Origin of the sequence: Brevundimonas sp., from assembly GCF_035561115.1 — a bacterium.
Lineage (GTDB): Bacteria > Pseudomonadota > Alphaproteobacteria > Caulobacterales > Caulobacteraceae > Brevundimonas.
The window spans coordinates 20,880-40,682 of sequence record NZ_DATMYH010000035.1 but is presented as its reverse complement, the minus strand read 5'-3'; the positions used below and the strand labels follow the sequence as shown (position 1 = coordinate 40,682).

The 19,803-nt window shown below is 69.2% G+C and carries 15 protein-coding genes; 9 read left to right on the top strand and 6 right to left on the bottom strand.

Annotated features, from left to right (window positions below; translation table 11 throughout):
• Complete coding sequence (gene hisS, locus VN378_RS04535) at positions 1-1,494, top strand: histidine--tRNA ligase (protein ID WP_325741397.1); 1,494 nt, start codon at positions 1-3, stop codon at positions 1,492-1,494.
• 455 nt (positions 1,495-1,949) lie between these two features.
• Here the strand turns inward: hisS and VN378_RS04530 are convergent, their stop codons facing one another.
• Positions 1,950-4,076 (bottom strand): M13 family metallopeptidase, encoded by a 2,127-nt coding sequence (locus VN378_RS04530; RefSeq protein ID WP_325741395.1) that lies wholly within the window; start codon positions 4,074-4,076, stop codon positions 1,950-1,952.
• Positions 4,077-4,227: 151 nt separating this feature from the next.
• On the opposite strand from VN378_RS04530, the gene VN378_RS04525 reads away from it, so the two are divergent.
• Both VN378_RS04525 and VN378_RS04520 read left to right on the top strand, forming a co-directional pair.
• Complete coding sequence (locus VN378_RS04525; protein ID WP_325741393.1) at positions 4,228-6,051, top strand: cation:proton antiporter; 1,824 nt, start codon at positions 4,228-4,230, stop codon at positions 6,049-6,051.
• A 227-nt stretch (positions 6,052-6,278) separates the two neighbouring features.
• Positions 6,279-6,929, top strand: coding sequence for a helix-turn-helix domain-containing protein (locus VN378_RS04520; RefSeq protein WP_325741391.1), 651 nt, complete (start codon positions 6,279-6,281; stop codon positions 6,927-6,929).
• A 52-nt stretch (positions 6,930-6,981) separates the two neighbouring features.
• Here the strand turns inward: VN378_RS04520 and VN378_RS04515 are convergent, their stop codons facing one another.
• On the bottom strand, positions 6,982-8,118 hold the full coding sequence (locus VN378_RS04515; protein ID WP_325741389.1) for an aromatic ring-hydroxylating dioxygenase subunit alpha: 1,137 nt from the start codon (positions 8,116-8,118) through the stop codon (positions 6,982-6,984).
• A 117-nt stretch (positions 8,119-8,235) separates the two neighbouring features.
• On the opposite strand from VN378_RS04515, the gene VN378_RS04510 reads away from it, so the two are divergent.
• Positions 8,236-9,189: an alpha/beta hydrolase gene (locus VN378_RS04510; RefSeq protein ID WP_325741388.1), complete on the top strand. Its 954-nt coding sequence runs from the start codon at positions 8,236-8,238 to the stop codon at positions 9,187-9,189.
• 117 nt (positions 9,190-9,306) lie between these two features.
• Positions 9,307-11,412, top strand: a complete 2,106-nt coding sequence (locus VN378_RS04505) for a PBP1A family penicillin-binding protein (RefSeq protein WP_325741386.1) — start codon at positions 9,307-9,309, stop codon at positions 11,410-11,412.
• Positions 11,413-11,617: 205 nt separating this feature from the next.
• On the opposite strand, the gene VN378_RS04500 is transcribed toward VN378_RS04505, so the two are convergent.
• The 3 genes from VN378_RS04500 to VN378_RS04490 all read right to left on the bottom strand — a co-directional run bounded on the left by VN378_RS04500 (position 11,618) and on the right by VN378_RS04490 (position 14,428).
• Positions 11,618-12,328 (bottom strand): SprT family zinc-dependent metalloprotease, encoded by a 711-nt coding sequence (locus tag VN378_RS04500; protein WP_325741384.1) that lies wholly within the window; start codon positions 12,326-12,328, stop codon positions 11,618-11,620.
• On the bottom strand, positions 12,294-13,574 hold the full coding sequence (locus VN378_RS04495) for a polyhydroxyalkanoate depolymerase (RefSeq protein ID WP_325741382.1): 1,281 nt from the start codon (positions 13,572-13,574) through the stop codon (positions 12,294-12,296). Before VN378_RS04495 ends, VN378_RS04500 begins: the two co-directional genes overlap by 35 nt.
• A gap of 233 nt (positions 13,575-13,807) precedes the next feature.
• Complete coding sequence (locus VN378_RS04490) at positions 13,808-14,428, bottom strand: SCO family protein (protein WP_325741380.1); 621 nt, start codon at positions 14,426-14,428, stop codon at positions 13,808-13,810.
• Between the two features lie 53 nt (positions 14,429-14,481).
• Between VN378_RS04490 and VN378_RS04485 the strand changes: the two genes are divergently transcribed.
• Positions 14,482-15,969, top strand: a complete 1,488-nt coding sequence (locus tag VN378_RS04485; protein WP_325741378.1) for an ActS/PrrB/RegB family redox-sensitive histidine kinase — start codon at positions 14,482-14,484, stop codon at positions 15,967-15,969.
• 71 nt (positions 15,970-16,040) lie between these two features.
• Positions 16,041-16,595 carry an ActR/PrrA/RegA family redox response regulator transcription factor gene (locus tag VN378_RS04480; protein ID WP_325741376.1) on the top strand — a complete coding sequence of 185 codons (555 nt, stop codon included), beginning with the start codon at positions 16,041-16,043 and terminating at the stop codon, positions 16,593-16,595.
• A 150-nt stretch (positions 16,596-16,745) separates the two neighbouring features.
• Here the strand turns inward: VN378_RS04480 and VN378_RS04475 are convergent, their stop codons facing one another.
• Positions 16,746-18,245 (bottom strand): phosphomannomutase/phosphoglucomutase, encoded by a 1,500-nt coding sequence (locus VN378_RS04475; protein ID WP_325741374.1) that lies wholly within the window; start codon positions 18,243-18,245, stop codon positions 16,746-16,748.
• 160 nt (positions 18,246-18,405) lie between these two features.
• Here VN378_RS04475 and gpmA point away from each other — a divergent pair, with 160 nt between their 5' ends.
• Together gpmA and VN378_RS04465 are read left to right on the top strand one after the other, a co-directional pair.
• Positions 18,406-19,122: a 2,3-diphosphoglycerate-dependent phosphoglycerate mutase gene (gene gpmA, locus VN378_RS04470; protein ID WP_325741372.1), complete on the top strand. Its 717-nt coding sequence runs from the start codon at positions 18,406-18,408 to the stop codon at positions 19,120-19,122.
• Positions 19,119-19,757, top strand: a complete 639-nt coding sequence (locus VN378_RS04465; protein ID WP_325741370.1) for a bifunctional diaminohydroxyphosphoribosylaminopyrimidine deaminase/5-amino-6-(5-phosphoribosylamino)uracil reductase RibD — start codon at positions 19,119-19,121, stop codon at positions 19,755-19,757. Before gpmA ends, VN378_RS04465 begins: the two co-directional genes overlap by 4 nt.
• Positions 19,758-19,803: the final 46 nt, after the last annotated feature.

Here is a 19,803-nt window from a genome sequence, read left to right as displayed (position 1 = left end):
ATGAGCACCGATACGCCGTCCCGCCCCGAAGCCCGCAATCCGCGGGGGTTCGCCGACCGCCGCGGCGCGGATCTGACCGCCGAGCGCCGCCTGGTGGCGCGCGTGTCCGAAGTCTATGAGCGCTGGGGCTTCGAGCCGCTGGAGACCGGCGCCTTCGAATACGCCGACGCCCTGGGCAAATTCCTGCCCGACGCCGACCGTCCGAACGAGGGCGTCTTCGCCCTGCAGGACGACGACGACCAGTGGATGGCGCTGCGCTACGATCTGACCGCGCCCCTGGCCCGGTTCGCGGCCCAGGGCTGGGAAACCCTGCCCAAGCCGTTCCGCCGCTACGCCTTCGGTCCCGTGTGGCGCAACGAGAAGCCCGGTCCGGGCCGCTTCCGCGAATTCGTCCAGTGCGACGCGGACACGGTCGGCTCCGACCGGCCGGAGGCCGACGCCGAGATCATCGCCATGGCCTGCGAGGGGCTGCAGGCCGCCGGGCTGGACGCGGACCAGGCCGTGGTCCGGGTGTCGAACCGCAAGCTGTTCGACGGCCTGTTCGACGCCGGCGGCGTCACCGATCCGCGCCAGCGCCTCACCGCCCTGCGCGCCATCGACAAGTTCGACCGGCTGGGCTGGGAGGGGGTGTCGGCCCTTCTCGGCGAGGGCCGCCTGGATGAGTCCGGCGACTACACCAGGGGGGCGGATCTCCCGATCGGCGTGGCGGCGACCATCGAGGCCTTCCTCGCCTCGGCGGGCGACGCCGCCCTGTCCCGGACGGCGACGCTTGAGGCTGTGGCGCGCGCCGGCGGCCTCGGCGCCATCGGAGAGGCGGCTCTCGAGGAACTGGCGGCCATAGACCGGGCCCTGGTCTCGATGAGGGTGAGCGAAGACGCGGTGCGCTTCGACCCGACCATCGTGCGCGGGCTGGAGTATTACACCGGCGCCGTGTTCGAGGCCGAGCTGCTGCTGGACACGACCGACGACAGGGGCCGGGCCGTGCGGTTCGGCTCGATCGGCGGCGGCGGCCGGTACGATGATCTGGTCGCCCGCTTCACCGGCGAACGCCTGCCCGCCACCGGCTTCTCGTTCGGCGTCTCGCGGCTGGCCTCGGCATTGAAGGCGGCGGGGCGCGGCGCGGCGGATTCCGTCCGTGGCCCGGTGGTCGTCATCGTCTTCTCGGACGCCGACATGCAGCACTATCTCGACGCCGTGTCAGAGCTGCGCAACGCCGGAATCGCCGCCGAACTCTACCTCGGCCGGGCCGGCATGAAGGCGCAGATGAAGTACGCCGACCGCCGCGGCGCGCCCGCCGCCGTCATCCTCGGCGGCGACGAGATCGCCGCCGGCCAGGTCACGGTCAAGGACCTCGACGCCGGGCGCGCCCTGGCCGCCGGCGTGACCGACAACGAGGCGTGGAAATCCGAACGGCCGGGGCAAAGGGTGGTCGCGCGCGCCGAACTGGTCGCCGCCGTCCGGGCCATCGTCGAAGGTGTGCACACAGCTTCGTGAGTTATCAGCGATAACCTTGGATTTACTGTGAGTTCCGCAAGGCTTTCATTGACTTGAACTGAGAAATGTCGTCTTTTTGACGCACTCGGGAAGCGCAGCGTTTCGGCGCAGCAGCGGCTCGAAGGCGTTTCGGGGAGGAAACGTCCGCTCGTCAAAGAGCGAAAAGAAGCCCGCCGCGATGTATCCCCCGCGGCGGGCTTTTTTGCGTCTGGAGTTCCACGCTTCTCTCGTCGTCATCCTCCGGCAAGCCGCGCCTTCGCGGCGCAGACCGGGGGACCCAGCGGCGCGCGAGAGCGCGAACCTGTCGAGAACTCCGTCCGCAAACAGCGTGCGTGAACAGATCGCCTTCGCCGCCGCCGGGTCCCCCGGGTCTCGCTGCGCTCGCCGGAGGATGACGAAAGAAAAAGGGGCCGAAGCTTTCGCTCCGACCCCTCGGTCTTCAGCCTGTGGAAGGCCTACCAGATGCGGACCCGGTCTTCCGGGGCGAGGTAGTATTTCGAGCCCGGCTGGACGTCGAAGGCGTCGTACCAGGCGTCGACGTTGCGCACCGGGCCGATGACGCGGAACTCGGCCGGGCTGTGCGGATCGGTGGCGATCTGGTTGCGAAGGGCGTCGTCGCGCATCTTCGACTGCCAGACCTGGGCCCAGCCGTAGAAGAAGCGCTGGTCGCCCGTGACGCCGTCCAGCACGGGCGCCGGCTGGCCGTTCAGCGACAGATGGTAGGCTTCCAGACCCACCGCATTGCCGGCGGCGTCGCCGATGTTCTCGCCCATGGTCAGGCCGCCCTGGACCTTGAAGCCAGGGATCGGCTCGAACTGGTCGTACTGCTCGCCCAGCCGCTTTGTCAGGGCGTCGAAATTGGCCCGGTCCTCAGGGGTCCACCAGCTGCGCAGCACGCCGTCGCCGTCGGACTTGGAGCCCTGGTCGTCGAAGCCGTGGCCGATCTCGTGGCCGATGACGCCGCCGATGCCGCCGTAGTTGACGGCCGGGTCCGCGTCCGGATCGAAGAACGGCGGCTGCAGGATCGCCGCCGGGAAGACGATCTCGTTGTTGGTCGAATTGTAATAGGCGTTCACCGTCTGCGGGGTCATGCCCCATTCGGCCTTGTCGACCGGCTGGTTCAGACGGTTCAGCTGGTAATTCCACTGGAACAGGCCGGCGCGCTCGCTGTTGCCGAACAGGTCGTCGGCCCTGACCTCGAGCGCCGAATAGTCACGCCATTTGTTGGGATAGCCGATCTTGACGGTGAATTTGTCCAGCTTGTCCTGGGCTGCTGCGCGGGTCTCGGCGCTCATCCAGCTGTAGTTCTGGATGCGGTTGCCCAGGGCGGTGCGCAGATTCGCGACCAGCTGCTCCATCTTGGCCTTGGATTCGGCGGGGAAATATTCGGCCACATACTGGCGGCCGACGGCCTCGCCCAGCATGCCTTCGGCGAAGCTGATGCCGCGCTTGTCGCGGGGGCGCTGCATCGGCTGGCCGTTCAGATCGCGCGAGCGGAACTCCCACTGGGCGTCGGCGAAGCGCCGCGACAGGCGCGGCGCGGCGTCGTCCGTCGTGTGGAAGGCCTGCCAGGCCTGCACCGTGGCGATCGGCGTCTCGGCGTAGATGGCGGCGATCTTCGGCATGGCCGTGTCCTGCCGGACGATCAGGCGCGGAACCTCGCCCACGCCGACGGCGGTGTAATAGTCCTGCCACGGGAAGCCGGGGGCCTCCGACGCCAGTTGGGCGATGGTGTATTCGTTGTAGGTCTCGTCGCGGTTGCGGTTCTGGATCGGGGTCCAGTGCGCTTCGGCGATGCGGGTTTCGAAGGCCACGATGTCGGCGGCGGCCTGTTCGGGGTTCTCCCAGCCGATCATGCCCAGCATGCGGGCGACATAGGCCTGGTACAGGACCTTCTTCTCGGCCCAGCGCTGTTCCAGATAGTAGTCGCGGTTGGGCAGGCCCAGCCCCGACTGGCCGGTCGAGACCACATAGCGGGTCGGGGCCTTCTGGTCGGTGGTGATGCCGGTGCCGAAGATCGAACCGCCGACGCGGCCCTGGGTCTCGCCCATATAGACCGCGGCCTTGTCGTGGGTGTCGGCGGCGCGGATGGCGGCCAGGTAGGGCTGCAGCGGCTGGGCGTCCAGCGCCTCGATCCGCGCCTCGTCCATGTACGAGCGATAGGCGTCGGCGATCTTCTGCTCGTCCGAGCCGGCGGTCAGGTCGGTGCGGGCCACGAGACCCTCGATCATCGCCTTGACCCGGTTGTCGGACAGTTCGCGCAGCAGGGCGAACGAGCCGTAGCTGGTGCGGTCCGACGGAATCTGCATGCGGTCCAGCGCGGCGCCGTTGGCGTAGCGCATGAAGCTGTCGCCCGGCGCGACCGAGGTGTCGCGGCCGGCGAGGTCAAAGCCCCAGGTCCCGTATTTCGGCGTTTCCGTGCCCTGATAGCCCAGAACCGTCGCGCCTTCGGGCGGGGTCTGGAACAGTTCTAAGACAGTGCAGCTTTCGTCGATACAGCCGTGATCATGGTCCTGGGCGGCCGCGGCCGAGGCGGGCAGCAGCAGGGCGCCGAGCGCGGCGCCGATCAGCAGTTTCTTCATGGAATTCCCTCGACTTCGCATCTCTATGGACAGCGTCGGCGGGGACCCTACGCCGCCGCTCCCGGCTGTCGCCTGAATTTTTTGTCATGTGCGACGGAGACCCGGACAGGACGGCGTTTCAGCCTGTAGGCTGACGGTCGCGGGAGGGTGGATGACGATTCACGGCGGCGGCGGCGAATATCGCGATCTTGTGGTCTTTCTGGCGGCGGCAGGCGTCATCGTGCCGCTGTTCAACCGGCTCAAGATCAGCCCCGTGCTGGGTTTTCTGGCCGCTGGCGTGCTGCTGGGTCCCGACGGTCTGGCGCAACTCGCCGACACCGTCCCCTGGCTGGCCTGGCTGACCATCTCCGACGCCGGCCAGATCCGCTCCCTGTCCGAACTGGGCGTCGCCTTCCTGATGTTCATGATCGGGCTGGAGCTGTCGTGGGAACGGCTGAAATCCATGCGCCGGCTGGTGTTCGGCCTCGGCCTGACCCAGGTCGCAGTCTGCACGGTCGGCCTCGGAGCCGTGTTCATGCTGATGGGGCAACCGCTGGTGTCAGCCGCGGTGCTGGGCATGGGCCTGGCCCTGTCCTCGACCGCCGTGGTCATGCCGGTGATGGCCGAGCGCGGCCGCATCTCCACCACCGCCGGACGGGCGACCTTCGCCGTCCTTCTGGCCCAGGACCTCGCCGTCGCGCCGATCCTGATCACGGTCACCGTCCTGGCGGCCCTGGCGCAGGGCGGCGGCGAATTCGACCCCTCGGCCCTCGGCCCGGCCCTGTTCACCCTGATCCCCGCCGCGGCCGGCCTGGCCCTGCTGGTGCTGCTGGGCCGGCTGGTGTTGCGGCCCATGTTCCGTTCGGTCGCCCGGGCCAAGGCGAAAGGTCAGGGACAGGAGATGTTCATCGCCGCCAGCCTGCTGGTGGTGGTGGGGGCCGGCGTGGCCGCCCAGGCCGCCGGCCTGTCGATGAGCCTGGGGGCCCTGATCGCCGGCCTGCTGCTGGCCGAGACCGAGTTCCGGCGCGAGGTCGAGGTATCGATCGAGCCGTTCAAGGGGCTGCTGCTGGGCGTCTTCTTCGTCGGCGTCGGCATCGGGCTGGACGTGAACGCCGTGGCCGCCGATCCGGTCGCGGTCTTCGGCCTGGCCGCGCTGATGACCCTGTTCAAGGCCGGTCTGATCTACGGCGCGGCGCGCGCGTGGAAACTGGGCGCCCGCACCGCCATCGAGGCGGCCCTGGTTCTGGGTCCGGCCGGCGAGTTCGCCTTCGTCATCCTCGGCGCCGGCCTGGTCGAGGGCATCGCCTCGCCGGCCTTCACCCAGAAGGTGCTGCTGGCGGCGACCATCAGCATCTTCAGTATTCCGCTGATGGCCTTGATCGCATCGAAGCTGGTGCATCGCGCCGAGGCCAGGCATCCCGACCTTCCCGCCGAGGCGATGGAACCCACCGCCGAGGAGGGCCAGGTGCTGATCGTCGGCTTCGGCCGCGTCGGCCGTCTGGTCGGCGAGATCCTGCTGACCCACGACCAGCGCTTCCTGGCTATCGACGCCGACGCCTCCACGGTGGGCAAGGGCCGCGCCGAGGGCTCCAACGTCTTCTACGGCGACGCGTCCCGGGCCGAGATGCTGGCGCTGTGCGGCATCGACACCGCGCGGGCGGTGGTGGTGACCATGGACGCCCCGGCCAAGGTCGACGAGGTGGTCAGGGCCGTGCGCGCCCTGCGGCCGGACCTGGTGCTGATCGCCCGGGCCCGCGACGACAGGCACGCCGTGCGCCTCTACCGTCTGGGCGTCACCGACGCCGTGCCCGAAACCACCGAGGCCAGCCTTCAGCTGGCGGAGAACACCCTGATCGATCTGGGCGTCCCCATGGGTCTGGTGCTGGCCTCGATCCACGAGCGGCGCGACCGGTTCCGCAAGGTGTTTCAGGAGGCCATGCCGGACGGCGACGTCCCGCGCCGGGCCCGCGCCCTGCGCTCCACGCTGCGACGCTGAGCCGCGGCGACGGAGTCCCCCACCTGCCCCGTTAACCCCCAAGCTAACCGTCCCGTTAATCCGGCTACCCCAATTTGGTCATCGTTGCATGATGACTGCGCCACCTCGCCTTCCAGGCTTGTTTGGGCGTCAGATGCGCCCCGAATGACCCATCGCTTCGGCGTTCAGTTTTCCCGGCGGATGTCAGCCGCCGCTTCGTGAGTAACCGTTTCATGCGAGATGTCGCCTTGGCCTCCTCCTCCCCCGCCACCGACGTCGAGGGCGAAGCCCCCCGGCTGAACCGCCGCCAGGCCGCCAAGGTCCGCACCCGTCAGAAGGTGCTGGACGCGGCGCGCCAGCTGTTCGCCGAGCGCGGCTACGAACCCGCCACCATCCGCGACATCGCCAAGGGCGCCGGCATGTCGACGGGCGCGGTCTTCGCCAATTTCCAGGACAAGGCCGAGCTGTTCGAGGCCGTTCTGGCCACCGACATGGTCAAGCTGGCCGAAACGCTGAAGGCCGCCGCCGCCGCCGAAACCACCGTGCGGGGCCGTCTGCTGGCCGCCCTGACCGCCGGCTATCATGTTTCGCTGGAGCAGCTGCCGCTTGTCCAGGCCGTCATCGCCCGCTCGTGGTTCCAGCCCGTCGCCGCCGAAATGCGCGCCCGCGCTGCCATCACGCCGCTGATCTCGGTCGTCACCGACGCCCTGCAGGCCGGCGTGGGCGACCGCGAGATCCGGCAGGACGCCGATGTCCGCCTGCTCGGCGAGATGATCTACGAAGCCTGGCTGTCGAACTATCGCCGCGCCGCCTACGACGGCTGGACCATCCAGCAGTTGACGGCCCGGATCGGCAAACAGATCGACGTCATCCTGGCCGGCGCGCTCAGCCGCCAGTAAGACCTCGCCGCCGGACCGGATGCTTCGAAGGCCGCGACCCCCGTCGCGGCCTTCAGCTCTTCCACCTCAACACAGCGGATTTCACCGGATTGGCGAACGCGCGGCCCTCCGCCCGGCTCCGGATCCATTCGCGCTTTAGCTGCTGGTACCATTTGGCCTGTTTGTCGGCGTCGTCGATCCAGATCAGCGCCGGGTCGTAGCGCAACCCCTCGTTCTGCAGGTTCACCATGCCGCCGTCCTGCTGCAGGAAGGCGACCACCCCCATCCGCAGGAACGGCTTGGCGATCCCGAACACCCAGTGGTCCGACCAGAAGATCTGGGTGATCCGCGTCCTCGTCTCGCTGATCGGGGTCAGGCAGGTCAGGGCCAGCACCTGTTTCTCGCCCACCTGGATATGCTCCCAGCGATAGCCGGGCAGACGGAAGGTGATCTCGGTCGCCGGCGCCCCGCCGAGGATTTTATACGCCCGGCTGTTCGACGACGGCGTGTGCCGCACCATGGCGAAACCCTGTTCGCGCGGTTCGAAGGCCTTGGCCTTTTCGTGCATCGAATGCTCGGACCGCCACCACCATTGCTGATGCACATAGGGGCCGTGGGCGGGGTCCATCAGGCCGACGACCGCGTGGTCGATGTGGGCGTCGAAATCCATCCATTCGACCAGCCTGGCCTCGCCCCCGACCACGCCGGGGAAGACCGGCGGCTCCTGGTCCGGCTCGGCGGGATTGCGCGGGTCGGACGCGACCCAGACGAAGACCATCCCTTGGCTTTCGCGCACTGGATAGGACCGCACCCGGATCCGGTCCGTTTCATAAGCCTGGTCCTCGACCAGTGAGGGGATGGCGGCGCAGACGCCGTCGGGCCGGAAGCGCCAGCCGTGGTAGCAGCACTCGATCGTCTCGCCCTCCCCCGGCTTTTCCACCAGCCGCCCGGCAGACAGGGGCGCGGCGCGATGGGGGCAGATGTCGCGCAGGGCGTAGACCTGGCCCGCCCCCTCTTTTGAACCGCGCGTCCGGCCGATCAGCACCGGCTCGCCCAGCAGTTCGTGGCGTTTCAGCGAGGCCGGGGCCACGTCGCGCGACAGGGCGACGAAATACCAGGCGTCCAGTACGAACCCCTTGCCGAACGCCGCCGGAGGGGCCTTGGCCTCGGGCGAATTGGCGGAAACGGGGGCGCTGTCGGCTGGGCTCATGACGCCAGTTTAGCGGGCCGGACGCGCGAAGTCTTGACCGGCCGCATCCGTTCGCGCCCTCTGCGGCGACTAGGGGACACAGACGGGCGCTTCGCCCGTGCATCCGGGGATCCGACCATGAAGACCATGACCGCCGCCACCGCCCTCGCCGGGGCCCTCTGCCTGATCGCCGCGCCGGCCATGGCGCAGGAGCACCAGCATCATCAGCCCGCCGCGCCCGCTCAGACGCATGCCGACGGCCACGCCCATGCCGACTTCGAGTCCGGCCGCTTCCACGTCCGCGTCGACGGCCCCGAACACCCGGTCGGCGACGTCATCCTGATCCCCGGCCTCAGCTCCTCGCCCGAGGTCTGGGACGGCCTGACCGAACAGCTCAAGGGCCGCTACCGCGTCCACCGCATTCACGTACAGGGCTTCGCGGGCGCCCCGGCCGAGGACAACGCCACGGGTCCCGTCTCCGCCCCCGTCGCCGAGGACATCGCCCGCTACATCGCCGAGCAGGGGCTGAACAAGCCGGCCGTCATCGGCCATTCCATGGGCGGGACCATCGGCATGATGCTGGCCGCGCGCCATCCCGACAGCGTCGGCAGGCTGATGGTGGTCGACATGGTGCCGTTCATGGGGGCGATGTTCGGCGCGCCGGGCGCGACGGCCGAAAGCGTCACCCCGACGGCGGACCAGATCTACAACGCCATGGCCAACGGTCCCGAGGAGTCCTACCGCCAGCAGGCCGCCGCCTCCGTCATCAGCATGATCAAGACGGAATCGCTGCGCGCCGGACCGCTGGAAGACGCCGCGACCAGCGACCGCGCCGTCTCCGCCTCGGCCTTCCGCGAGCTGATCGTCACCGACCTTCGTCCCGAGCTGGCCCGCATCACGGCCCCGACGCAGGTGCTGTACGTCAGGTTCAACGACCCGCGCATGACCAATGAGATGGTCGACGGCATCTACCAGGCGTCCTTCGCCACCCTGCCCTCGGCGCAGCTCAAGCGGATCGACGACAGCGCCCACTTCATCATGCTGGACCAGCCTGCCGCATTCGCCGCCGAGGTGAACGCGTTTTTAGAATAGACCCCTTCAGCGTCATGGTTTCGGCGGAAACGACCCTCACAGTCCTGTGAACGGTGGTGGGGCGTTTCCGTTGGCGGCCTGATCGGCTAGGACCGGTCAGGGTCAGAAGAGGTTTTCATGGCGGGTTCCGGCTTCAGCTTCGGACGCGGCGGCGACGCCGGCGGTCCCCGGCCCGCGCGTACGCCGGTGCAGCGGCTGATCTACTGGGCCGCCGTCCTGGCCGTCTGGGGCGCCATCTTCCTGGTGGTCTTCTTCGCGGTGTTCGCCCGCGACCTGCCCGACACCTCGACCCTGTACAATGTCGATCGCCAGCCCTCGATCACCTATCTGGACCGCAACGGCGCCCTGATCGCCACCCGCGGGACCCAGCAGGCGCCGCCCGCCGATCTGGCGGCGCTGCCGGACTATGTCCCGGCCGCCTTCATCGCCATCGAGGACCGCCGCTTCTACCACCACCCGGGCTTCGATCCCGTCGGCATGACCCGCGCCATGGCCGCAAACATGCGCGCCGGCCGTGTGGTCCAGGGCGGTTCGACCCTGACCCAGCAGCTGGCCAAGAACCTGTTCCTGTCCCCGGACCAGAACATGAAGCGCAAGGTCCAGGAGCTGATGCTGGCCGTGTGGCTGGAGATGAAATTCTCCAAGGAAGAGATCCTCGCCCTCTATCTGAACCGCGTCTATTTCGGCGCCGGCGCCTATGGCATCGAGGCCGCCTCGCAGCGCTATTTCGACAAGAGCGCCAAACAGCTGACCGTCGGCGAGGCCGCCCTGCTGGCCGGCCTGCTCAAGGCCCCGTCGCGCTATTCGCCCGTGTCGGAGAGCGAGCGCGCCGGGGTCCGCGCCACCGTGGTGCTGAACGAAATGGTCGACGCCGGCGTCATCACCCCGGAACAGCGCGCCGAGGCCGCGGCCTCGCCCGTACGGGTTTCGCGCACCCTGTCCAGCCAGCACGCGCAGTATTTCATCGACTGGCTCGACAAGCAGATCCGCGAACTGGTCGGCGAACCGACCGAGGACATGGTGGTCGAGACCACCCTGGACCTGACCCTCCAGACCCAGGCGGAGCGGGCGGTGCATCGCATCCTGCAGCGCGACAAGTCCAGGGGCGTGCAGCAGGCGGCCCTGGTCGCCCTCGACGGCGACGGCCGGGTGCGGGCCATGATCGGCGGGGCCTCCTATGCCGACAGCCAGTTCAACCGCGCCGTCGACGCCCGCCGCCAGGCCGGCTCGGCCTTCAAGCCCTTCGTCTATCTGACCGCGCTGGAAAGCGGCTATACGCCCGAGACGCGGGTCAATGACGCCCCGATCCGCATCGGCAACTGGTCTCCGCGCAACTATTCGGGGACCTTCGCGGGCGAGATGAGCCTGGCCAACGCCGTGGCCCAGTCGACCAACACCGTCGCCGCCGGCCTCGCCGACCAGATCGGCCGCGACAACGTCGCCCGCACCGCCCGCCGCCTGGGCATCACCAGCCGCATCGGCCTGGAGCCGGCCATGGCCCTCGGCGCCGTCGAGGTGTCGCCGCTCGAAATGGCCCAGGCCTTCGACGCCTTCGCCAATGGCGGCAAGCGGGCCCGCGCCTATGGCATCAGCCGCATCCGCACGCCTCAGGGACGGGTCATCTACCAGCGCTCGGCCCGGACCGAGGGCGCGGTGCAGGCGATCTCCAACCCCTTCCTCTACTACCAGAACCAGATGCTGCGCGGCGTCATGACCTCCGGCACGGGCCGTTCGGCGGCCATCGCCGGCCGCGACGTGGCGGGCAAGACGGGCACCACCTCGGACTACAAGGACGCCTGGTTCGTCGGCTACACCGGCGGCTTCGTCACCGCCGTCTGGGTCGGCAAGGACGACAATACGGCCATGCGCGGCGTCACCGGCGGCTCGTCCCCGGCGGCCATCTGGCGCGGCTTCATGGAGGCGGCCCTGCCGCGCCTGAACGCCCCCGCCATCCCCAACGGCCCGGCCATGCCCGAGGGCTGGCAGCCTCCGGCCAGTCCTGTGGAGAACCTGCTGGGTGAGATCGGCGACCTGTTCGGCGACAGCCCGCCGGCCGACGAAGCCATCCCGCCCGAGGACCAGCCGACGCTGGAGCCGCGGCGCCCGGAACCGGGTCCCGCCGTCGTCCGCCCGACCGCGCCCCAACCCCAGCGCGACGCCCCGGATCAGCGTCCTGAGCCGACGCCGCCGCCCGAAAAGAAGGCGGATCCCCTGTTCTTCTGACCGGGCCGGGAACGGCGGAGGGCGGATCCTGCGGTTCCTGCAGGGAATTGCATGGTCGAACTGGTCGGATTGCGCCGGGTTTGGCGGTCAGCGGATGGTCAAAATCGTCGCCAACTGGTCGGTTCTTCGCCTGCGGGGACAGGGCCGATAACCTCCTTCTCCGTCATCCTCGGGCTTGACCCGGGAACGGCGTGAAGGGATGCGCCTACCGCCCCACCGCATGCAGCGCGGGCCCGTTTTCCCGCAGCCATTTGCGGAACGCCCGGTGGTCCCCGACCAGCCTTTGCACCACCGACCAGTAGGCCGGGCTGTGGTCGGCGTGGACCAGATGCGCCACCTCGTGGGCGGCCAGATAGTCGATCACCGCCGGCGGGGCCATGACCACGCGCCAGCTGTAGCGGATGCTGCGGTTGTGCGGGCTGCACGAGCCCCAGCGCGACTTCGGGTCGGCGATCGACATCCGCACCGGCCGCTGGCCCAGCGCACGCAGATGCACGTCTGTGCGGGTCTGCAGCGTCTCGCGGGCCACCCGCTTGAACAGGTTCTCGACCCGCCGGGCGAAGGCCTCGCCCTCGCCGCCCGAGGCGATCACCGGGCCGTCCGTGTCCTCGGTCAGCCGCGCCGCGCCCGCGCCGCCGGTGGCGACCAGCCGCACCGGCTTGCCGAACAGGTCGATCACGGCGCCGGGCTCAAGCGGCGTCCCGTGCGGGCGCTCGGCCAGCCGCTCGCGCATCCACGCGGCCTTGGTGCGGGCGAAGGCGACGACGTCGGCCAGCTTGCGTTCCGAGGGCGCGATCAGAACCGCCTCGCCGGCGCGCGCGTCGATGCGGATCGACAGCCGCCGCGCGCGGGGATTGACCGACAGCCTCGCGGCTATGCCGTCAAGCGGCAGCCGCTGGCCGTTCCGGTACTGCACTCAGGGCCTCGTTTTTCGCGATGAAGTCCCGCACCGCCGGATAGATGTCGTCACGGAACCGCCGGCCGTTGAACACGCCGTAGTGGCCGACCTCGGGGTGGACATACAGTTTGCGCAGCTCGTCCGGCAGGCTGGCGCACAGCGTGTGCGCCGCCTGGGTCTGGCCCACGCCGGAGATGTCGTCCCGGGCGCCCTCGACCGTCATCAGGCCGATATCCCTGATTTTCGCGAGATCGACCTTGCGCCCGCGGTGCTCCAGCAGGCCGCGCGGCAGCAGGTGCTGCTGGAAGACGATGTCGATGGTCTGAAGGTAGAATTCCTCCGTCAGGTCCAGCACGGACAGGTATTCGTCGTAGAATTCCTCGTGCTTCTCGACCCCGTCGCCGTCGCCGTTGACGAGATGCTGGAAATACTCGTGGTGGGCGTCGCGGTGACGGTCCTCGTTCATCGACATGAAGCTGTAGAGCTGGACGAAACCCGGATAGACCCGCCGTCCGAAGCCCGGATAGGGCCAGGGCGCGGTGTGGATCATGTTCGATTTGAACCAGGTGAACGGCTTTTCCTCGGCCAGCTGATTGGTCACCGTCGGCGACAGGCGCGCATCGATGGGCGAGCCCATGAAGGTCATCGAAGCCGGGCGATTGGGGTCCTTGTCCTCGGCCATCAGGGCGCAGGCGGCCAGCACCGGCGGCCCCGGCTGGCAGACGCCGACGACGTGGGCGCGCGGCCCGATCACGCCCAGCATGGTGCGGACGTGGTCGATATAATCGAAGAAATCGAACCGCCCCTCCAGCATCGGAACCTGCCGGGCGTTGGCCCAGTCGGTGACATAGACGTCGTGGTCCTGCAGGAAGCCCTCGATCGTGCCGCGCAGCAGGGTGGCGTAGTGGCCCGAGAGCGGGGCGACGATCAGCACCGCGGGCGCCGTGGCCGGCTTGCCGGCCCGCTTCACATCACCGATGTGGCGCGCGAACCGGACCAGTCTGCACCAGGGCGAGGACCACACGACCTGTTCGGTCGTCCGCACCGGCCGGTTGTCGATATTGATCACCTCCAGGCCCCAGGCAGGCTTGCCATAGCGGCGCGTCACGCTCTCGAACAGCTCGGCCGAGGCGAAGGCCGTGCGGCCGAAGGCGGTGTCCGAGGCCGGATTGAACGGAGAACTCCAGAACTGCCGGGCCATCTGGGCCCCGAACCGGAACGGCGTCGCCGAATGATAGGCGAGCTCGTGAAGCGAATAGAGCATGGAATCCTTGAGACGGCCCCCGCCGTTACGCGGCAGAGCACCATAGAACGCATCGCACTGCAAAAAGATTATCGGCGAATATAGTTCTCCCTCCCCCTTGTGGGGAGGGTGGTCGCGAAGCGACCGGTGGGGAGGGCTCGGCGACCCGACACTGGCGTTTGCCCTGCCGCGCCGCCCCCACCCGGCGTCGGCTTCGCCTCCGCCACCCTCCCCACAAGGGGGAGGGAGAATTTTTACCCCCGCGCCATCGTCCGTTCGATCGCCTGCGCGGCCCGCTGCGGCCCCAGATCGTGGGCGAGGGCGGTGCGGAACCTGCCGTCCGGCCCCATCAGATAGACGGTCAGCGAATGGTTCATGGTGTAGCCCTCGCCCTCTCCGACCTTCTGATAGTAGGCGCGATAGGCGTCGGCCGCCGCCTTCACCTGCTCCGGCGTTCCCGTCAAGCCGATGACCCCCTGCGGGAAGCCGTCGGACGAGAGATAGTCCTTCAGCGCCTGCGGGGTGTCGCGCTCGGGGTCCACCGAGACGAAGACGATCTGGACGTCTTTCGCCCGCTCGCCGAGCTGCCGCTTCGTCGCCTCCAGCATGGTCAGGGTCGTGGGGCAGAAGTCCGGGCACCAGGTGAAACCGAAGAACACCAGCGACCATTTCCCGTCCAGCATCGTCTGGTCGACGGCCTGACCCTCCTGGTTGACCAGCTGGAACGGTCCGCCAATGGTCGCCTCGCCGGTCGAACCGACGATGGCGTCCGGCGCGCCGTCGCGCTGCGTGACCACCACGATGGTCGAGATGGCGATGGCCGTCGCGAAGGCGATCACGGCGCCGGCGAACAGCAGGATGGAACGGCGCGGCATCACGGCCCCCTCGAAAACGCGCACCCCGCGCGCGACCGGTCTATAGAAGACCGGTGAGCCTGTCCCAAGACCCTCTCTTGCCGCAGTCGGCGTCGCGGTTCGCGCCGGACGAGCCCGGCCGTTTTCCCGCATGGCGCAACATGCCGCGCCGCAGCCGGGGCCTCAGCCTGCGCACCCTCGTCATCCTGCGCTGGATGGCCATCGCGGGCCAGACCTTCACCGTGGCCGTCGCCACCCTGTATTTCCATTTCGACCTGCCGCTGTGGGGCTGTCTGGCCGTGATCGCGGCCAGCGTGGCGATGAATCTGAACGCCACCGCCCGGCTGAAGCGCACGGACGGCTCGCTGCCGGACGGGCGCATGACGGCGGCGCATCTGGGCTTCGACATCCTGCAGCTGTCGATCCTGCTGGCCCTGACCGGCGGGTTGCAGAATCCCTTCTGCCTGCTGCTGGTGGCGCCGGTTACCGTGGCCGCCGCCTCCCTGCCGGGACGTCAGGCGGCTTTTATGGGCTTCCTCGTGCTGGTCGCCACCACCAGCCTGTTCTTCTTCTCCATGCCTCTGCCGTGGCAGGCGGGCACCGAGCTGGACCTGCCGCCGCTGTATCGCTTCGGCATCGGCCTGGCCCTGTTCACCGGCGTCATCTTCACCTCGGCCTATGCGTGGCGGGTCGCCGCGGACGCCGAGAAGCTGGAACTGGCCCTGGCCACCACCCAGGACGTGCTGCAGCGCGAGCAACGGCTGGCAGCCCTGGGCGGGCTGGCCGCCGCCGCCGCTCACGAGCTGGGCACCCCGCTGGCCACCATCCAGGTCGTGGCCCGGGAGCTGCTGCGCGCCTCGGCGAAAGACGGCCCCGCCGCCGAGGACGCCGCACTGATCCTGCAGCAGGCCGAACGCTGCCGCGACATCCTCAAACGCCTGTCCCAACAACCCGAGGAGGGCGATTCCGCCTTCGCCGTGGTGGGTCTGATGGCCCTGCTGGAAGAGGTGATCGAGCCCCATCGCGGCTTCGACCTCGACTTCCGGGTCGAGGTCCGCACGGCCTCGGGCGAACCCGCGCCGCGCATCCGCCGCCTGCCCGAGGTGGTCCACGGCCTGTCGACCCTGGTCGAGAACGCCGCCGACTTCGCGGCCTCCCGGGTGCGGGTCCGCGCCGTCATCGACGCCGGCTTCATCGAGATCGAGGTGGTGGACGACGGCCCCGGCTTCCCCGCCGACATCCTGCCCCGCCTCGGCGAGCCCTATGTGACCAGCCGGCCGCAGGGCAAGGCGCGCCGGGCGCTGGCCGCCCAGATCGCCGCCTCGGTCGCCGCCGCCACGCCAGGCCGCAAGGGGAAGAAGGGCGCCGCCCCCGCTCCGGAACCCGAAGCCATCGCCCCCAGCCAGGGCGGGATGGGACTGGGCTTCTTCATCGCCCGCACCTTGCTGGAGCGGACGGGCGGCAAGGTCTTCGTGGGGGCGGGCGACGGAGGCAAGGGCCAGCCCAGGGGAGCACGCGTCGCCATCCGCTGGCCGCGTCAGGCCCTGGAAGTCCCGTCGTGATGTCGCACCCTCGGCGCTGAACCTTGACCGCAGCCGCGCCTTTACAGACTTGAGCCCCAGGAGACGCCCAGATGCCCGACGCCGAAGACCGGATCGCCACCCTCGCGGACAAGACCCTGCTGCTGCTCGACGATGATAACGCCCTGCGCACCCGTCTGGGCCGCGCGCTCGAAAGCCGTGGCTTCGTCGTCACCCTGGCCGCCTCCCTGGCCGAGGCCCATGAGGCCCTGAAGACCTCGGTCCCCGCCTTCGCCGTGCTGGACATGCGGCTCGAGGACGGCAACGGCCTCAAGATCGTCGAGGCCATCCGCGACCGGCGCGAGGACGCCCGCATCGTCATGCTGACCGGCTACGGCGCCATCGCCACCGCCGTGGCGGCGGTCAAGGCCGGCGCCGTCGACTATCTGCAAAAGCCCGCCGACGCCGACGACGTGGTCAAGGCCCTGCTCTCCACCGGCGAGGCCCCCGAGCCGCCCGACAACCCCATGAGCGCCGACCGGGTCCGCTGGGAGCATATCCAGCGCGTCTACGAACTGTGCGACCACAACGTCTCGGAAACGGCGCGGAGGCTGGGGATGCACCGGCGCACGCTGCAGCGCATCCTGGCGAAACGGGCGCCGCGGTAGACAGCAAGACACCGTGCATCCCCGCGAAGGCGGGGACCCAGGCTTCAGCCTCGCCACCGGCGCTTGACCGAGCGTTGGTTAGCCTAACCGCTCTGTCTGCCGCTCAAACCTGGGTCCCCGCCTTCGCGGGGATGCACGGTTTGGAGCAGGTTAGATTTCCTGATTATACGCCCCGACCTCGGGATATTTCGCCAGCCGCGGCTTCACCTCTTCGTGGAACAGCGCCCGCATGTCGTCGGCCGAGCGCATGCTCTCGACCACCACCACCAGTTCGGGCTTGTTCGAGGACGCCCGGACCAGCACCCATGAGCCGTCCTCGAGGTGCACGCGCACCCCGTTGACGGTGATGGCCTCGACGATCTTCCGCCCCAGGATCGAGCCGCCCGCGTCGGCTAGGGCCTGATACTCGGCCACGATCCGCTCCAGCACCTCGTATTTCAGCTCGTCGTCGCAGTGCGGCGACATGGTCAGCGAGGTCCAGGCGTCGGGCAGGGCGGCCTTGAGTTCGCTCAGCTTTTTGCCAGGATTGCGGTCCAGCATGGCCAGCACCGCCCCGGCCGCGACGATGCCGTCGTCATAGCCGTGGCCCAGCGGCGCGTTGAAGAAGAAATGCCCCGACTTCTCGAACCCGGCCAGCGCCCCCAGCTCGGCCGTCTTGCGCTTGATGTAGCTGTGGCCGGTCTTCCAGTAGACGGTCGTCGCGCCATTGGCCTTCAGCACTTCGTCGGTCTTGTACAGGCCGGTCGATTTCACATCGACGACGAAGGTGGCGTTGGGGTGCAGGGCCGACAGGTCGCGGCCCAGCATCAGGCCGATCTTGTCGGCGAAGATCTCCTCGCCCGTGTCGTCCACCACGCCGCAGCGGTCGCCGTCGCCGTCGAAGCCCAGGGCCAGGTCGGCCCCCGTTTCGCGCACCCTGGCCGCCATCTGCGACAGCATGGCGTGGTCTTCGGGGTTCGGATTGTATTTGGGGAAGGTGTAGTCCAGCTCGGTGTCCATCTCGATCACCTCAGCCCCCATCCGGCGCAGGGCCTCGGGGGCGAAGGCGCCGGCCGTGCCGTTGCCGCAGGCGGCCACGACCTTGATCGGCCGGGTCAGCTTCACCTTCGAGACGATGTCGGCCAGATAGGCCTCGCGGAAGCCCTCGACCCGGGTCAGCGACCCGCCTGGCCGGCCCACGCCCTCGCCGTTCAGGACGATGTCCTTCAGCCGGCCGATTTCGTCGGGGCCGAAGGTCAGGGGCGGCTGGGCCCCCATCTTCACGCCGGTCCAGCCATTCTCGTTGTGGCTGGCCGTGACCATGGCGACGCAGGGCGCGTCCAGCTCGAACTGGGCGAAATAGGCGGTCGGCGACAGGGCCAGGCCGATGTCCAGCACCTCCATCCCGCCTTCCAGCAGGCCGAGGATCAGCGCCTGTTTCACCGACAGGGAATAGGACCGGTAGTCGTGGCCCACCACGATGCGCGGCGTCTGGCCGATCTCGTGGACATAGGTGGCCAGCCCGAGGCCCAGGGCCTGGATGCCCAGCAGGTTGATCTCCTTCTCCAGGATCCAGCGCGCGTCGTATTCGCGAAAGCCCGTCGGCTTCACCAGCGGCACGGTCTCATAGTCGGCCGTGTTGGGGCGAAGATCCTGGCGGGGCTTGATCATGATCGGGTCCTGTGGGGAAGCGGGGGCCCGGTATAGCAGGCGGCCCCGGGGCCACAACAACGCGGGAACGCCGTTTTGGACGCCACGTTCGGTGGTGAGGGGCGAACCTTGACCGGTCCCGACCCCGGGCCTACCCAAGCCGAGACCTCCGGAGACCTGAATGCCCCGCCTGATCCTGCTGCGCCATGGCCAGAGCCAGTGGAACCTCGAGAACCGTTTCACCGGCTGGGTCGACGTGGACCTGACCGCCGAGGGCGAGGCCCAGGCGCGGCGCGGCGGCGAACTGATCCGGGACGCGGGCTTCCATCCCGCCGTCATGTTCACCTCGGTGCTCAAACGGGCCAGACGCACCGGCGCCCTGGCGCTCGACTCCGCCGGGCTGAAGGATGTGCCCGTGGTCGAGGACTGGCGGCTGAACGAGCGCCACTACGGCGGGCTGACCGGGCTGGACAAGGCTGAAACGGCGGCCCTGCACGGCGACGCCCAGGTGAAGATCTGGCGGCGCAGCTACGACATTCCCCCGCCGCCGCTGGCTCCGGGCGGCGAATGGGACTTCGCCGGCGACCCCCGCTATGCCGGCCAGACCATCCCCGACACCGAGAGCCTGAAAACCACCCTCGACCGGGTCCTGCCCTACTGGGAGACGGCCATCGCCCCGCGGCTCAGGGCCGGTGAGGACGTGCTGATCGCCGCCCACGGCAACTCGCTGCGGGCCATCGTCAAACACCTGTTCGCCGTGCCCGACAACAAGATCGTCGGCGTCGAGATTCCGACCGGCAATCCGCTCGAGATCGACCTGGACGCCGACCTGAAACCCGTGGCGGCGCGCTATCTGGACGCGGACCGGGCGACCGAACTGCCGGATCTCCGCCCATGACCACCGCGAAACAGGCCTCGGACGACATCCGCCACATGGGACGGGCCATCGAACTGGCCAAGGCGCGCATGGGCCAGACCTGGCCCAACCCCGCCGTCGGCTGCGTCATCGTCAACGACGGCCTCGTCGTCTCCGAGGCCGCCACCGCGCCCGGGGGACGGCCTCACGCCGAGGAACAGGCCGCCCCCGCCGCCGGCGACAAGGCCCGGGGCGCCACCGCCTATGTCACCATGGAGCCCTGCGGCGCCCGCTCGTCGGGGCGCAAATCCTGCTCCAACTTCCTGATGGACGCCGGCGTCAGCCGCGTCGTCGTCGCCGCCGTCGATCCGTCGCCCTTCGCCGCGGGCCGGGGCGTCGAACGGCTGAAAAAGGCCGGGCTGGCGGTTGAAACCGGCCTGCTGGCCCAGGAGGCGGCGGTTCTCTACGAAGGCTATCTGCACCGGGTCGAGACCGGACGACCCATGGTCCGCATCAGCGAGGACGGCGCGGGTTTCGACGCCCGTTTCGCCGCCTCGGCCAAGGCCGACCTGACCACCGAACTGCAGCGCCTCGGCGAGGCGGGCTACACCCGCGTCTGGGTCGCGCCCGGCGAACTGGCCGACGCGCTTGAGGCCCAGGGCCTGCTGACGGCCTGACGGCGGCCCCGGGGGCGGGATCGGGACGCGGAAAACGGCGTTCCGT